The 14,608-nt window shown below is 46.0% G+C and carries 16 protein-coding genes; 6 read left to right on the forward strand and 10 right to left on the reverse strand.

Annotated elements, in window-relative coordinates; all coding sequences use genetic code 11:
• Positions 1-31: 31 nt before the first annotated feature.
• Entirely contained in the window at positions 32-1,339 is a 1,308-nt protein-coding gene (gene purB, locus THERU_RS05230) for an adenylosuccinate lyase (RefSeq protein WP_025306227.1), read from the reverse strand.
• A 44-nt stretch (positions 1,340-1,383) separates the two neighbouring features.
• Between purB and thiD the strand changes: the two genes are divergently transcribed.
• Both thiD and THERU_RS05240 read left to right on the forward strand, forming a co-directional pair.
• A complete protein-coding gene (thiD, locus tag THERU_RS05235) occupies positions 1,384-2,193 on the forward strand; it encodes a bifunctional hydroxymethylpyrimidine kinase/phosphomethylpyrimidine kinase (protein ID WP_025306228.1) in 810 nt (269 codons plus the stop codon).
• Positions 2,194-2,227: 34 nt separating this feature from the next.
• Positions 2,228-3,793 carry an IS200/IS605 family accessory protein TnpB-related protein gene (locus THERU_RS05240; RefSeq protein WP_025306229.1) on the forward strand — a complete coding sequence of 522 codons (1,566 nt, stop codon included), beginning with the start codon at positions 2,228-2,230 and terminating at the stop codon, positions 3,791-3,793.
• Positions 3,794-3,805: 12 nt separating this feature from the next.
• Here THERU_RS05240 and THERU_RS05245 read toward each other — a convergent pair whose 3' ends face one another.
• The 5 genes from THERU_RS05245 to dapA are packed head-to-tail and all read right to left on the reverse strand — an operon-like array spanning position 3,806 to position 7,162.
• Positions 3,806-4,192 carry a RidA family protein gene (locus THERU_RS05245; protein WP_025306230.1) on the reverse strand — a complete coding sequence of 129 codons (387 nt, stop codon included), beginning with the start codon at positions 4,190-4,192 and terminating at the stop codon, positions 3,806-3,808.
• Positions 4,189-5,031 (reverse strand): glycine--tRNA ligase subunit alpha, encoded by an 843-nt coding sequence (locus THERU_RS05250; protein ID WP_025306231.1) that lies wholly within the window; start codon positions 5,029-5,031, stop codon positions 4,189-4,191. The genes THERU_RS05245 and THERU_RS05250 overlap by 4 nt, the downstream gene beginning before the upstream one ends.
• A gap of 1 nt (position 5,032) precedes the next feature.
• Positions 5,033-5,875 carry a polyamine aminopropyltransferase gene (speE, locus tag THERU_RS05255; RefSeq protein ID WP_038532156.1) on the reverse strand — a complete coding sequence of 281 codons (843 nt, stop codon included), beginning with the start codon at positions 5,873-5,875 and terminating at the stop codon, positions 5,033-5,035.
• Positions 5,876-5,877: 2 nt separating this feature from the next.
• Positions 5,878-6,276, reverse strand: a complete 399-nt coding sequence (locus THERU_RS05260; protein ID WP_025306233.1) for a DUF4149 domain-containing protein — start codon at positions 6,274-6,276, stop codon at positions 5,878-5,880.
• Complete coding sequence (gene dapA, locus THERU_RS05265) at positions 6,269-7,162, reverse strand: 4-hydroxy-tetrahydrodipicolinate synthase (protein WP_025306234.1); 894 nt, start codon at positions 7,160-7,162, stop codon at positions 6,269-6,271. The genes THERU_RS05260 and dapA overlap by 8 nt, the downstream gene beginning before the upstream one ends.
• Before the next feature lie 30 nt (positions 7,163-7,192).
• Here dapA and THERU_RS05270 point away from each other — a divergent pair, with 30 nt between their 5' ends.
• Positions 7,193-8,884 (forward strand): NAD+ synthase, encoded by a 1,692-nt coding sequence (locus THERU_RS05270; protein ID WP_025306235.1) that lies wholly within the window; start codon positions 7,193-7,195, stop codon positions 8,882-8,884.
• Here the strand turns inward: THERU_RS05270 and trpA are convergent.
• Complete coding sequence (trpA, locus tag THERU_RS05275; protein ID WP_025306236.1) at positions 8,862-9,686, reverse strand: tryptophan synthase subunit alpha; 825 nt, start codon at positions 9,684-9,686, stop codon at positions 8,862-8,864. The two genes, THERU_RS05270 and trpA, sit on opposite strands and share 23 nt — an antisense overlap.
• Complete coding sequence (locus THERU_RS05280; protein ID WP_025306237.1) at positions 9,647-10,066, reverse strand: OsmC family protein; 420 nt, start codon at positions 10,064-10,066, stop codon at positions 9,647-9,649. Before THERU_RS05280 ends, trpA begins: the two co-directional genes overlap by 40 nt.
• 265 nt (positions 10,067-10,331) lie before the next feature.
• Between THERU_RS05280 and THERU_RS05285 the strand changes: the two genes are divergently transcribed.
• From THERU_RS05285 to THERU_RS05295, 3 genes are read left to right on the forward strand one after another with little or no spacing between them, the layout of a single operon-like run.
• A complete protein-coding gene (locus THERU_RS05285; RefSeq protein WP_025306238.1) occupies positions 10,332-10,763 on the forward strand; it encodes a rubrerythrin family protein in 432 nt (143 codons plus the stop codon).
• 56 nt (positions 10,764-10,819) lie between these two features.
• The gene (locus THERU_RS05290; RefSeq protein ID WP_025306239.1) at positions 10,820-11,407 is read left to right on the forward strand and encodes a DUF3501 family protein; all 588 of its coding nucleotides are present in this window, start codon (positions 10,820-10,822) and stop codon (positions 11,405-11,407) included.
• A 14-nt stretch (positions 11,408-11,421) separates the two neighbouring features.
• On the forward strand, positions 11,422-12,174 hold the full coding sequence (locus tag THERU_RS05295) for a hypothetical protein (RefSeq protein ID WP_025306240.1): 753 nt from the start codon (positions 11,422-11,424) through the stop codon (positions 12,172-12,174).
• Here THERU_RS05295 and THERU_RS05300 read toward each other — a convergent pair.
• Both THERU_RS05300 and nuoH read right to left on the reverse strand, forming a co-directional pair.
• Complete coding sequence (locus THERU_RS05300) at positions 12,162-13,589, reverse strand: acetyl-CoA carboxylase biotin carboxylase subunit (RefSeq protein ID WP_025306241.1); 1,428 nt, start codon at positions 13,587-13,589, stop codon at positions 12,162-12,164. The genes THERU_RS05295 and THERU_RS05300 overlap by 13 nt on opposite strands.
• A gap of 1 nt (position 13,590) precedes the next feature.
• On the reverse strand, positions 13,591-14,601 hold the full coding sequence (gene nuoH / locus THERU_RS05305; RefSeq protein ID WP_025306242.1) for an NADH-quinone oxidoreductase subunit NuoH: 1,011 nt from the start codon (positions 14,599-14,601) through the stop codon (positions 13,591-13,593).
• Positions 14,602-14,608: the final 7 nt, after the last annotated feature.

Here is a 14,608-nt window from a genome sequence, read left to right on the forward strand (position 1 = left end):
GTCCTTCTTTCAGCAAATTCTATGAGGGAACTCAGCTTGAACCCAAAACTCTTGAATAAATGACATCTATGTTCTTCAAAAAGCCCTTTGGGTCTATGAGCTGTCTTATTTCCTCCACCGACAAAAATTCTCTTATAGCTTGGTCCTCTGCCAGAACGTCCGCAAAAGCCCTCTTTTGGTTCCAGCTTTTCATAGCACAAGCTTGGACCATATCATAAGCCCTATCCCTTGGCACTCCCTTTTCCATAAGGCGTACCAAAACTTTTGAGGATGCGTAGAGCCCAAAGGAAAGCTCCATGTTCTTTATCATCCTATCCCTATCTATCACCAGCCCATCCAAAATTTGGATGAAAAGGTTCAGGATGTAATCCATGGCGGTGGTGGCGTCCGGCAAGATCACCCTCTCTGCGGAGGAGTGGGATATGTCCCTTTCGTGCCACAGTGGCACATTCTCCAAAGCGGTGGTAAGGTAGCCCCTTATAAGCCTTGCCAATCCACACACTCGCTCCGCATGGATAGGGTTTTTCTTGTGTGGCATGGCAGAAGAGCCCCTTTGTCCTTCTGTGAAGGGTTCCTGAAGCTCACCCACTTCGGTGCGCTGAAGATGTCTGATCTCGGTGGCAAACCTCTCCAAGGATGTGGCGGCTATACCAATAGCCCACAGAACCTCCGCGTGCCTGTCCCTTGGCACGATCTGGGTGGAAACAGGCTCCACCTTTAGCCCGAGCTCCTCCAAGGCAAGCCTTTCTATCTCCGGGTCCAAATTAGAGTATGTTCCCACCGCACCGGAGAGCTTGCCGTAGGATATGTTTTCCAAAGCCCTTACAAGCCTATCCCTGTTTCTTTTCATCTCCTGATACCAACTTAAAAACTTCAGCCCCAAGGTAATGGGTTCCGCATGCACCCCATGGGTCCTGCCCATCATGATGGTGTCTTTTTCCCTCAGGGCAAGTTCCTTTAACCTTTCCAACAGCCGATCCACATTTTCAATGATCAGGTTTAGGGCTTGCTTCAGCTGTAAAGCTAAGGCGGTATCTACCACATCGGAGGAGGTGAGCCCCATGTGAAAGTAGTGGGAGTACTCGGGTATTTGCTCTCCAATGGCAGACACAAAGGCGAGCACATCGTGTTTGTAGATCTTTTCGTAATACTCTATCCTCTCAAGGGTCCTTTCATCTACCTTGACCCTCCTTTCTATCTCCTGCAAGGCTTGGGTGGGAATTTTACCTTTCTTGTGCCATGCCCTACAAACTGCCAGCTCTACCTTTAACCAAAGCTCAAACTTTCTCTTTTCCGACCAAAGTTCCTTGAAGGGTTTTCTTGTATATCTTGCGATCATGGTGCTTATATTTTATAGAAGCTCGTGGATTATAATTGTAGGCTATGAAAATACCAAGGGCTTTAACCATAGCGGGTTCGGACAGTGGCGGAGGTGCTGGGCTTCAGGCGGACCTAAAGACCTTTACCGCCCTTGGCGTTTATGGAATGACTGCGGTAACCTCCATCACAGTTCAGAATACGGTGGGAGTTTTTGGAGTGGTGGATGTGCCCCCGGAGGTGGTCTATAACCAAATAAAGGTGGTGGTTGAGGACATAGGAGTGGATGCGGTAAAGACGGGCATGCTCTCCCATGCGGGCATCATAGAGGCGGTAGCAAGGGCGGTGAAAGATTTTAAACTTGAAAATCTGGTGGTGGACCCGGTGATGCGAGCCAAGTCCGGAGACCCACTCCTAAAGAGTTCCGACGAGGTTGCCCTAAAAGAACTCCTTATTCCTCTGGCAACGGTAGTTACTCCTAACATTCCTGAAGCTTGCGCCCTTGTGGGAAAGGACATAAAAACTTTGGAGGATATGGAAAGAGCTTGCAAAGAGATTTATTCTATGGGACCCTCTGCAGTTTTGTTAAAGGGCGGTCATATGGAAGGAGATATTCTGGTGGATGTTTTCTACGATGGAACAAGCTTTGAGTATCTGAGCTACAAAAGGGTGCCCACCAAAAACACCCATGGGACAGGATGCACCTTAGCGTCTGCCATAGCAGGATACTTGGCAAAGGGCTTTGATTTAAAAGAGGCAGTCAGAAAGGCAAGGGAGTATGTGCAGGGTGCCATAGAACACTCTTTGAACCTTGGCAAAGGGCATGGACCTTTGAACCATATGTGGCAGTTTTATCCCGAAATACAAACCCCTTGACACACAAGAGTTTTAAAGCTAAAATCTAACCCTGATGTTTGTTAGCCTACAGTTTAAGCTTGAACTGAAAAAGGAAGACAAAGAAAAACTTATAAAGCTTATGCGTAATCAATCCTCCGCCATCCGAGTGGCATACAATATGCTAAAGGAGTTGGAAAAAGAAGAAACAAAAAACCCACACGCCCAAGTATACCAAAGACTAAGACAGCTATTTCCTGAGTTGCCAACTAAATACATTGACTCAGCCATATACAAAGCTAAGCAATATCCCACAGATAAACCAGTGGTGTTTGGTGGTAGAAGACTTTTTGAAAAACTTTGCAAAAACCATCTTACAGGAAAATTGAGAGAAAGACTTAAAAAGCAATGGAAAGAACTAAGACAAGGAACACTTATAAGCATCGGGTCAAAGGCAGACAAAGGAAACAGACTAACGAGATTTGAAGACCTAAACGGACAGCTTTGCCTTAGAATTACCACAGGAAACAGGGAGTTTATCTACGCCAAAGTGCTAAGGGAACCAAGTAATAGCAAAGACAAGTGGATAACCTTTATGGCTATGCTTTTAGAAAGCTGGCAAACCCATAGCTACTTTCCTTACACGGTGGAGTTAAAACTGAGAGATGGAGAAGTTTATGGAAGTGTATCCTTTGAACTCCCAACGCCTAAAGTGAAATACACCAAAGAGAACGGAGTAATAGCCATAGACACTAACGCATCACCCATCCACTTAGCCATAGCGGAAGTTTCAAAGACTGGAGAATTATTAAGCTATCAAACAATAAGCCTACACCACCTTTTAGGACTTTCTCAAAACAGCAAAGACCACCAAGAGTGGATATTAGCCCATCAAATAGTGGATTTGGCCATTCAGAAAGGCAAAGCTATAGCTATAGAAAACCTAAAGAAACTCAAAAAAGGAATGCGTGGGGATGGGAAAGCTAAGCTAAGAAAAAGGCTTCATCAGTGGAACGCCAAAAAGTTTTTGCAAAAGCTAAAGAGGGTAGCAATGTTAAAGGGAGTGGAAGTAATAGAAGTCCATCCAGCCTATACATCAATCATAAGCATGCTAAAGTATGCACCACAGTTGAACATAGATAAAGACATAGCTGGTGCTTATGTGATAGGGAGAAGGGCACTGGGCTTTAAAGAGAACATGCCTGAGAACTACGGGAAACTTTTGAAAGACAAAGCATATTTAGAGTTTGCCCTAAAGAAGTATGATGAGAGGGAAAAAGAACTTACGGAGCTTATAGAGAAGGAAACCAACGAATACAAGAGAAACGCACTAAAAAGCGAACTAAGGAGTGTAGAGGATGCAAGAAAGCTATTAATCAATCTCCTACAAAGCCTTCAGAGTGAGCCAAGTTCCTGTGAGGGAGCCTATGGAAGGAATCCCGAGCAGGGAGAGACCAAAAAGGTCTCTCAGGTAGCTTGGCAAGTTCTGAAGGTAGCCCTCCTCTTCCCTATCCTTGGAAAGGTCTTACCAAGAGACCTTTCTCCTCTGAAGCCTGTGTTGGTGGAAGGGGTGTGGGATAGAGTGAGGAGTAGGTTAGTCCCTTTAGAGGCTGGAGGGACGGTCCCAATAAGGGATTTTTAGAACAGCCTCGTTTTATCCCTCTTTGTAGGCGGTTACTTCTATCTCTACCAAAGCGTTCATTGGTAGAGAGCTAACCTCTACCGTGCTCCTCACCGGTGGAACGCTAACATCCTTCAAAAGCTCCTGATACAACCTGTTAAAGTCCGAAAACTTAGAAAGGTCTTTCAGATACACCACCACCCTGACCACATCCTCCCACGAGTAGCCACAGGCGGAGAGTATGGCAGAGATGTTTTCAAAGGTCTGCTTAACCTGTTCTTCAAAGCCCTCCCTTAGCTTTCCCGTTTTTGGGTCTATGCCTATCTGCCCCGCTACGAACAGAAAGTTTCCCACCTTTACCGCCTGCGAGTAAGGACCCACCGGCTTTGGTGCTTGGTCTGTGAAAATTTTTTGCTTCATTGCCACTTTTCCAGGTACAGCTTGGCAACCTCTTTGGCTAAGTTGTTCATCCGGCGTATATACCTTGCCCTCTCTTGGACAGAGATCACGCCCCTTGCGTCCAAAAGGTTAAAGGTATGGGAGCATTTCAGCAGGTGGTCGTAAGCGGGTAGGACTAATCCCTCCTGCAGTAGCCTTTTGGTTTCCTCCTCGTAGATCTCATAAAGCTTAAAGAGCACCTCCGGGTTTGACTTTTCAAAGTTATAAACGCTCCACTCATACTCTGCCCTTTTGAAGACCTCTCCGTAGGTTAGCCACTCGTTCCACTTTATGTCAAAGACGTTATCCACCCCTTGCAAATACATGGCTATACGTTCCAAACCGTAGGTGATTTCTACGGAGATCTCCTCCAAATCAAGCCCTCCTGCCTGTTGAAAGTAGGTAAATTGGGTTATCTCCATGCCATCCAACCATACCTCCCAACCAAGCCCCCAGGCACCAAGGGTAGGCGACTCCCAATCGTCTTCTACAAACCTTATATCATGCTCCTTTGGGTCTATACCGAGGGATGTTAAGCTCTCCAAATATAACTCCTGAGGGTTATCTGGTGCGGGCTTTAGGATCACCTGAAACTGAAAGTAGTGTTGAAGCCTGTTGGGATTTTCTCCGTATCTTCCATCCTTTGGTCTTCTGGATGGTTCCACGTAGGCGGTGTTCCAGGGCTTTGGTCCCAAAACCTTAAGAAAGGTGGCAGGGTTCATAGTCCCAGCACCCGTCTCTATGTCGTAGGGTTGCCAGATGACGCAATCCTTTTCCGCCCAAAACTTTTGAAGGTTCATTATTATGTCTTGGAAGAACATGTTAGAACTTGAAATCTTCCCTTAAAAGCTTTTGATAAAAGCCCATGGGCAAAAAGGCATGCCTGTGCATCTCATCACTGTAAAGCTTTGTCTGGACCTTTACCTCCCTCTTAGGCTCCCTAACGTCATACTTTTTACTGCCCACCGAGATAGTCCACCAGTAGCCCGCATAACCCGGTATCACCACAGTGTATAGATCCACCACAGGGAAGACCTTTCTCAAAGCCTTTTGGACACGTCTCACAATCTCTATGTGATAGTATATGGACTCTGTTTGCCCCACATATATGCCATCCTCCTTTAGGGCCCTGTACACATACCTGAAGAACTCCTCGGTGGTTAGCACATGGGCAAATCCCACCGGGTCTGTGGAATCCACGATTATCACATCAAACTCGTTTTCGTAGTCCTGAATGTATTTGTAGCCATCCTCGTTTAACACGATGACCCTTGGGTCATCAAAGGCACAGGCCATGGTGGGCAAAAATTTTTTGGAAACTTCTATAACCTCTTTGTCTATATCCACAAGGACAGCCCTCTTTACTTCCGGATGCTTCAGCACTTCTCTTAGCACTCCTCCGTCCCCTCCCCCTATGATCAGAACGGTTTCAGGGTTTGGATGGGCATACAGTGGCACATGCGCCATAAACTCATGGTATATAAACTCATACTTTTCATCACACTGGGCAACGCCGTCCAGCACCAGAACCTTTCCAAAATGTGGAGATTCTATAACCATAATCTCCTGATAGGGACTTTTGCCCTTGTAGAGTACTTTATCCACCGGATAGCAGTGTCTGATGGGTGCGTAAGGGTCCCTCTCCATAAAAAACACATCCATCATCTCTACCCACCTCTTTTTGAGAGTATTATTATCATAACCAAGGTTAAAAGCAAGCTGATCCCATTCAAAAGCATGGATATGCCATGCCATTTCATGAAGGCGGAATAATCCACAGCCTTTAGGGCGTTTGCGGTAGGAAGGACATAAAACCTATGAACCAAATGGATAAGTAGGTTTATAAGGGCTAAAAGGAAAAAGCTTCTGCTGACCTTCCAACCCAAAAGGGTGGAGATAAGCATAACCACCACACCTAAAGAGAAATAAACAGGGAATACCCTTTCTACCACCTTTCCCGCTTCCGTCTTCTCTAAGACCTTAAAGAGGGTGGGTGCCACATAAAAGCTAAAAAAGGCTCCAAGCCCAAGGTATGCACTGTTTAGAAATAAAAGTAGCCTATCCATCTCCGCGCACCACCGGGAGATTGTAAGCCTTCAGCACGCTTATCAGTTTCCTTTCGTTCTCCGGCTTCATCTCACACAAGGGCAACCTGAACTCCTTCTCACACATGCCTAAAGCCCAGCAGGCAGTCTTTACAGGAATAGGATTTGTCTCTATGAAAAGCACCTTGAAAAGCTCATAAAGGTAATAGTGCATCTCCCTTGCCTTCTTAAAGTCTCCCTTTAGTGCATAATCTACCATCTGTTTTACTTCCCTCGGCATTATGTTGTTTGCCACCGAGATCACTCCCTTTGCCCCCAAAGCCATCATAGGAAGGGTCAAGGAGTCATCTCCCGAGAGTATAGTAAAGTTGTCTCCCAACAGCCTCTTTAGCTCGGATATTCTGTCCATGTTGGGAGTAGATTCCTTTGAACCTATTATGTTTTCGTGCTCCTTTACTAGCCGGTATATGGTTTCCGGTGCAATCTCAACCCCAGTCCTTGAGGGTATGTTGTAAAGAATTATTGGGATGCTCACCTCTTCCGCAATAGCCTTGAAGTGTCTGTATAGCCCCTCTTGAGTGGGCTTGTTGTAGTAAGGAGCCACCAGCAAACAAGCGTCAGCCCCCACCCTTTGGGCATGGGTAGAGAGCTCTATCGCTTCGTGGGTGGCGTTTGCCCCTGTGCCCGCTATGATCTTTATCCTTCCCCTTGCTATTCTGACCGCTTCCTCTATGACCTTTTCGTGTTCTTCAAAGGTAAGGGTAGGAGATTCTCCGGTGGTTCCGCAGACCAAAATGGCGTCCGTGTGATTGTTGATGTGAAACTCTATCAAATTTTCCAGGGCTTGATAATCTACCTCTCCCCCTTTGAAAGGCGTTATTAGGGCAACGATGGAACCTTCAAACATGGAGTATGATTATAAAATAAAATTGTTTGAATGGAGTTCATAAACATAACTATAGCCCAGCTGAACTTCCACGTAGGAGATTTAGAGGGAAACCTAAAGAAGATTGCTGATGCCTGGGCTTCTCAAGACCATCTTACCCATATTGTTGTCTTTCCAGAGCTTGCCCTTACGGGCTACCCTCCCCAAGACCTTTTGCACAGCATAGGTTTTTTGAAAGAATGCAAAAAAAAATTGGAGGAATTAATAGAGTTTTCAAAAAGGCTGAACTCCCTTGCGGTGGTAGGCACGCCCTATTACGAGGGAGACCTTCATAACTCTCTGGTGCTGATAGGTAGAGGAAGGCTTCTTGGTGTTTATCACAAGACCTTTTTACCCAACTATTCGGTCTTTGACGAAAAAAGGTACTTCAGAAAGGGAGAAAAACCCTTTATGATTTCTTTAAACGGTGTTAAGCTGGGCTTTTCTGTGTGCGAAGATATATGGCATCCGGATGGTTGGGAAAGGTTTTATGCCCTCTGCGGAGCGGAAGTGCTCATAAATATAAACGCATCCCCTTACTATGTGGGTAAATATCATTTCAGAGAAAGTTTTTTGAAGGCGAGGGCTCAGGATAACTTGGCTTATGTGGTGTATGCAAACTTGGTGGGTGGGCAGGATGACCTAGTTTTTGACGGAAGAAGTTTGATTATAGACCCAGAGGGAAGGCTTATCTTTAGGGCTTCTGCCTTCAAGGAGATGGTAAAAACTGTAAGCTTGCCCCTTGAAAAGGTAAAAAGCAAAAGGCTTATGGACTTAAGACTAAGGGAGAAAAGGGTGGATTGTCCGTCCTTTTTGGAGCTACAAGATGAAAGAGCACTTCCCTACCTTGAGGGCGGAGTGGAAAGGGAGCTTGCGGAGGAAGAGGAGATATACAGGGCTTTGGAGCTTGGCTTGAGGGATTACTTTTTTAAGTCGGGTTTTAAAAAGGCGGTGGTTGGTATATCCGGTGGCATAGACTCTGCCCTTACCGCCTGCCTCGCAGTGGATGCCCTCGGAAAAGAGAACGTGGTTGGTGTGTTTATGCCCTCTCCCTTCACCTCCGAAGAGAGCAAAAAGTACGCCTTTGAGTTGGCAGAAAATCTGGGCATTGAACTTTTGGTCTATCCTATAGATGAGCTCTTTAACACTTACAGAAGGCTCTTTGAAAGCGAAGAGATTGGCTTGGCGGAGGAAAACCTCCAAGCCCGTATAAGGGCAAATATACTCTTTTATCTTTCCAACAAACACCACTGGCTTGTGCTTTCCACTTCCAACAAAAGCGAGTCTGCGGTGGGCTACACTACCATATACGGAGACATGGCGGGAGGTTTTGCCCCCATAAAGGATGTTTACAAGACGATGGTTTATAGGCTTGCTCGGTATAGAAACTCCATAAAGCCAGATATACCCGAAGGGCTGTTTGTTAGACCACCCACCGCAGAGCTAAAACCCAACCAAACAGACCAGGACACCCTCCCACCCTACGAACTTCTTGACCAAATCTTGAGCCTGTACATAGAGGAGGGCTTATCAAAAGAAGAGATCGTCCGCAGAGGCTTTGATAAGGCGGTGGTGGAAAAGGTCCTTGATATGCTCAGGAAGGCAGAGTATAAGCGAAAGCAAGCACCCCTTGGCACAAAGATCACCAAAAGGAGCTTTAACGGAGATTGGCGTATGCCTGTTATAAATTTCTGGAAGGGCTAAGGGAAAGCAAGCTTTCCTTTATCTCCCTGACCTTTTCCCTTAGCTCTTCAAACCTTCTCTCACCGCAGAGCTTTACAAAGGCACTACCTACCACCACACCGTCAGATAGTTCCGCTATCGCCTTAGCTTGCTCTCCCTTTGAGATGCCAAAGCCCACCACTACAGGCTTTTCGCATACCTTCCTGTATAGGGCTAAACGCTCTTTTAGCCTCTCCAAAGGAAGGACATCCCTCTCACCGGTAGTTCCCGTCAGGGAAACAAAGTAGGTAAGATGGTCTGTATGTTCGCATATGAGTCTGAGTCTTTTTTCGGTGCTGGTGGGAGATGCCAAAAGAACAAGGGACATACCTTCCCTTTCGCACACCCTTTTTAGGTCCAAGCACTCCTCCGGCGGTAAGTCTGGCACTATGAAACCATCTATTCCGTTATCTTTAGCAAGCTTTACAAACCTTTCCAGACCCATCCTAAAAATTGGGTTGTAATAGGTCATCAAAAGGAAGGGAATTCCTTCAAACTCCTGCCTTAAAGTCCTTGACAGGTAAAAAACATCCTTTACCTTTGTGCCATTTTCCAAGGCGACTTGATGAGCCCTTTGGATGGTGGGACCGTCCGCCACCGGGTCCGAGAAGGGAAAGCCGATCTCAAGTATATCGGTACCCTCTCTGAGGACGATCCTAAAGGCTTCTAAAGAGTCTTCAAAGGTAGGATAACCCACCGTTAGGTAAGAGACAAGAGCCTTTGCCCCTTCCTTCTTTAGCTCTTCTATTTTTGCTCCGAGTCTGTCTTTCCCAACACCTTCCATCTCACCCGTATATTAACAGAATTTCTCAGCATTGCATACACACTACAATACTTTTCAACAGACAATTTTACCGCATCCTCCACCGCCTTTGGATTTATATCCTCTCCGTAGACCTCCACCTCCAGCTCTATGTCCTCATAGACCCTTGGATGCTCATCCCTCCTTCTTCCCACCACCTTTATGTTTATGTCTTGTACCTTTTGCCTCTTCTTACTGAGAATATGAGAAAGATCCACCCCCATACAGCCCGCCAGGGCAACCAAAACAAGTTCCATGGGTCTGTAGCCCTTTTCTCCCACTAGGAGCTCACCGTAAGAGGTGCTTGCTGTGTAGGTATGCTCTTTTTCCGAAAGCTTTAAAGACACCCTTTTCTCTTCCATGGTTTTACTCCTTAAGGTTTTATATCAAGCCTTTTCTTGCGCTGTTATGGATTATAAAACCCTTCCCCTTTTTAGGACTCTTTCTATTGGTCGTACAATGGGTAACCAACAAATTCTGAGAGTTTTTCACTAAGAAAAATTATATCATCTTTTAGAAACTTTGCCTTAGGCTTGTATTTTTAGAAGCTCCTTTGATACCCCTTGACAAATGAGAAAAATTTGCATATAATATACATTAACTAAAACCCTTTAAGGAGGTGAAGCCATGAGCAAGAGCCTAGCAGGTACCAAAACTTTGGAATGCCTCAAGCATGCCTTTGCGGGTGAGTCCCAAGCCAACAGAAGGTACCTCTACTTTGCCAGAAAGGCAGACATTGAGGGGTACCCAGACATAGCAAACATCTTTAGGGAAACCGCCGAGGGCGAAACTGGACACGCCTTTGGACACATTGAGTTTCTGGAAAAATACGGCGGTGGAGACCCAGCTACCGGCATGCCAATAGGCACCATGGAGCAAAACCTGGAAGCTGCAATCGCCGGAGAGACCTACGAATACACTGAAATGTATCCGGGCTTTGCAAAGATTGCAAGGGAAGAGGGCTTTGACGACATAGCAGAGTGGTTTGAGACCCTTGCAAGGGCAGAGAAGTCCCACGCAGGAAGGTTCCAAAAAGCACTGGAAAGCCTCAAATCCTAAACACTCCAAAGGGACCCTCGCGGTCCCTCCTTCTAACACACTAAGGGAGCGGTGAAATGAAAAAGATTGAGTTTGGAGAGATACTAAACATCTACGAATACGAAAAGGTAAGGGAACAAAAACGCAGAGAGATCATAGAGATAAAGAAAAAGAGAAGGCTCTTTGTGGGAGACCTTGTTCATTTGGTTTTTGAGAACAGAGACACAGTTTGGTTTCAGATTCAGGAGATGATAAGGGCGGAGAGGATGGTGAAAGACGAAGAAATACAGCAAGAGATAGATGTTTATAACGAGCTCATCCCAGAAAAAAATCAACTGTCTATAACCATGTTCATAGAAATTCCAGATGAGCAAGAAAGGAAAAGACTTCTACCACAGTTGGTAGGAATTCACGACCACCTTTGGTTCCACATTGGAAACAAACACAGCATTAGGGCGGAGGCAGACGAAAGAAGCAAAGAGGACTATCAATACGGCAAGGCAGCGGTAGTGCACTTTCTCAAACTGAACCTGACCCCAGAACAGGTGAAGGACTTTGCAGAATTGCCCGTCAGGGTGGAAATCAATCATCCCAACTATAAGGCCATGGTAGAAATGCCAGAAGAAGTAAAGGCGGAGCTTGTAAAGGACCTCCAAAGCGAATGATATAAACTTTTTTAATGCTCAGACCCTTTTTGTTTGGGAGTGTTTTTGTATTTTTTCTCCACTCCTGTGGAATAAAAGCAAGCACGCAACCCTTACAACCACCAATAGTGGAGATAAAACGCTTAGGAGAGGTCGTCTATCTCAGAAGCTTAGAGGGGGAGGTTATCCCTGAGGGTTTTGAAAAGAAAGAAATAGGATGGGTAAAAAGATCTTCACAGGGTTTTTGCTTTAAGGTTAAGAGATTGGAAGGGAAAAGCTCCAATCAGTGCGTGGGCGGGCTTTTAGAACAGGAGCCGGCGGTAAAGATAGACTATCAGGGAGATAAAGCAAAAGTAAGCTTTGAGGGTTTTGATAGCTACGAGTTGTACTTTAGCTTGGAAAACCCTTGGAGTGAAAAGAAAACATCCCAGGGCATTGAATTAGAAAGGGACTATGTGGAAAGGTGCTACTTTGTGGTGGGCAAGAAAGGTAAAGACTACTCAAAGCCTGTTAAGTTCTGCTTAGAACCTTTGCCCCATCCACCAATAAGGGAGGTGGAAAGACTTGAATACAGAATTGTGGGAGATAGTGTTTATCTGCTTTGGTCCTACGAACCGGACAGATTTTTTAAAGAGTTTGTTATCTTTGAAGGAGACAAAGAGATAGGAACAACTACAGGGTACATCTTTGAGCTCAAGAAGAGGGACAAGCGGACCACATACAGAGTCAAGGTAAGGAGTATATACGGGAAAGAAAGCAGAGGCGTTGAAGTCCTTTACAATCCGTAGTAAGCAGCTATGGCGGCGGATATTGCCAAGGCTATGTTTTCTGGGTCCCTTTCACCCTCAATTTCAAAATTGTAGGTGGGGAGCTTTTCCTCTAAAAATCTTATGCCAAAGTATCCGCTCCTGAAATCTGGGTCTCTGATGATCTGCCTGTGGAGGGGTATGTTGGTGGGTACACCACGAACTATAAACTCATCTATGGCCCTTTTGCCTCTTGCTAAAAGCCTTTCCCAGGTTAGGGCCCACACGCTCAGCTTGGCGATCATAGAGTCATAGTAGGGTGGTATCACATAGTCCTTATACACACCCGCATCCATACGCACACCAGGTCCACCGGGGGAGTAGTAGGCGGTTATTTTACCTGGTGCTGGTGCAAAGTTTCTCCTTGGGTCTTCTGCGTTTATTCTAAACTCCATGGCGTAGCCCCTGAAGGTGATCTCGTTCTGCGTGAAGGGTAAGGGCTCTCCCATGGCGACCCTTATCATAGTTTCCACTATGTCTATGCCAGTAACCATCTCCGTTATGGTGTGTTCCACCTGAAGGCGTGTGTTCATTTCTATAAAGTAAAACTGTCCTGTTTTCAGGTCCACCAAAAACTCAAGGGTTCCAGCACTTTCGTATCCCACCTGCATCATTGCCCTGACCGAGAGCCCAAGCATCTTGTTCCTTATAGAATTGGGAAGAACAGGGCATGGGGTGATTTCTATGATCTTCTGATGTTTTCTTTGCACCGAGCAGTCCCTTTCTCCAAGATGGACCACATTTCCGTATTTGTCTCCGATTATCTGCACTTCTATGTGTTTAGGATTGTCCAAATACTTTTCCACGAAGAGGTCACCTTTCCCAAAGAACGTTTCCGCCTCCCTGTAGCCCGATTCAAAGAGTCTTGGAAGTTCCTCCTCGGACCTAACTACCCTCATCCCTCTCCCGCCACCACCATAAGCTGACTTTAGAATGACAGGGAATCCTATTTCCCTTGCGTAGTGTAGGGCATCCTCATAGTTTTTAAGTGGTTCTGGAGAGCCGGGGATTGTGGGAATGCCAAGTTCAGCCATCTTTCTCTTTGCCTTCACCTTGTCGCCAAAAAGTTCTATATGTTCCGGAGATGGACCTATGAAGGTTATACCCTTGCTTATGCAATACCGGGCAAAGTCTGCGTTTTCCGCCAAAAAGCCATAGCCCGGGTGTATAGCATCCGCACCAACAGACTTGGCTAAGTCCACAATCCTAACATAGTCCAAATACGCCCTTATTGGGTCCCCCGGGATCAGATATGCCTCGTCAGCCTTTTTCACGTACAAAGACTTGGCGTCTGCCTCCGAGTAGATGGCAACGCTCTTTATTCCCAGCTCCTCACAAGCCCTTATGATCCTGAGTGCTACCTCACCCCGGTTCGCTATGAGAATTTTCCTAAACATCTTATACAAAATAATAAACGAAGGCGGTTATAACCACGTTTAGAATTGCCAAAGGAAGCATGATCTTCCAGCCAATTTCTGTGATGTCCTTTGCTTGAAACCTTGGTAGCGTCCAGTGTAGCCAAAGGACAAAAAAGACAAGTCCGAACATCTTTATTAAAAACCAAAGGTAAGGAGACAAGGGTCCAAAGATGTGGGGACCAGACCAACCACCCAAAAAGAGCACCACCGCAATGGCAGACAATGCCATCACGTTCAAATACCACTCCGCCAATGGGAAAACGCCAAAGCGCATACCACCGTATTCCACATGGTAGCCCGTCACCAGCTCCGCTTCCGCCTCTTGGATATCAAAGGGAACCCTGCCCGACTCTGCCAACATACAGAAAAGATACAACACAAAGGCAACGGGCTGATAGACTATAAACCACACGCCCCTTTCTATTTGGGCTTGAACTATGCCCGTGGTACTCATTGTGCCCGCCACCAGGATCACCCCAAGCACAGAAAAGCCAAGGACTACCTCATAGCCTATGATCACCGCCGCCTTTCTCAAAGAGCCTATAAAGGCATACTTGGAGTTGGAAGCCCACCCGGAGAATATGGTGCCATAAACCAACAGAGAACCAAAGGCAAAAACAAGAAGCACTGCAATGTTCACATCAGCCACTATGGGCTTGACCTCTACCCCAAAGAGTTTAAAGCTTGGACCAAAGGGAATAACCGCAAAGAGCATAAGGGCTGGCACTAATGCCAAGATTACCGCTAGATAATAAACTACCCTGTCCGCACCGGCGGGAACTATGGATTCCTTGGTTAAAAGTTTTAATCCATCTGCCAAAGGTTGAAGAAGACCAAAGGGACCTACCAGCTTGGGACCGAGCCTTGCCTGTATGTGTCCTGCCAACTTCCTTTCAAACCAAGTCAAATAGGCTCCCACTCCTAAAAAAACACCCAGCACCACAAGGACTTTTATTACTGTGATGAGCAAGCTAACCCAGAACTCCGTCATTTTGTCC

The sequence above is a fragment of the Thermocrinis ruber genome (assembly GCF_000512735.1).
GTDB lineage: Bacteria > Aquificota > Aquificia > Aquificales > Aquificaceae > Thermocrinis > Thermocrinis ruber.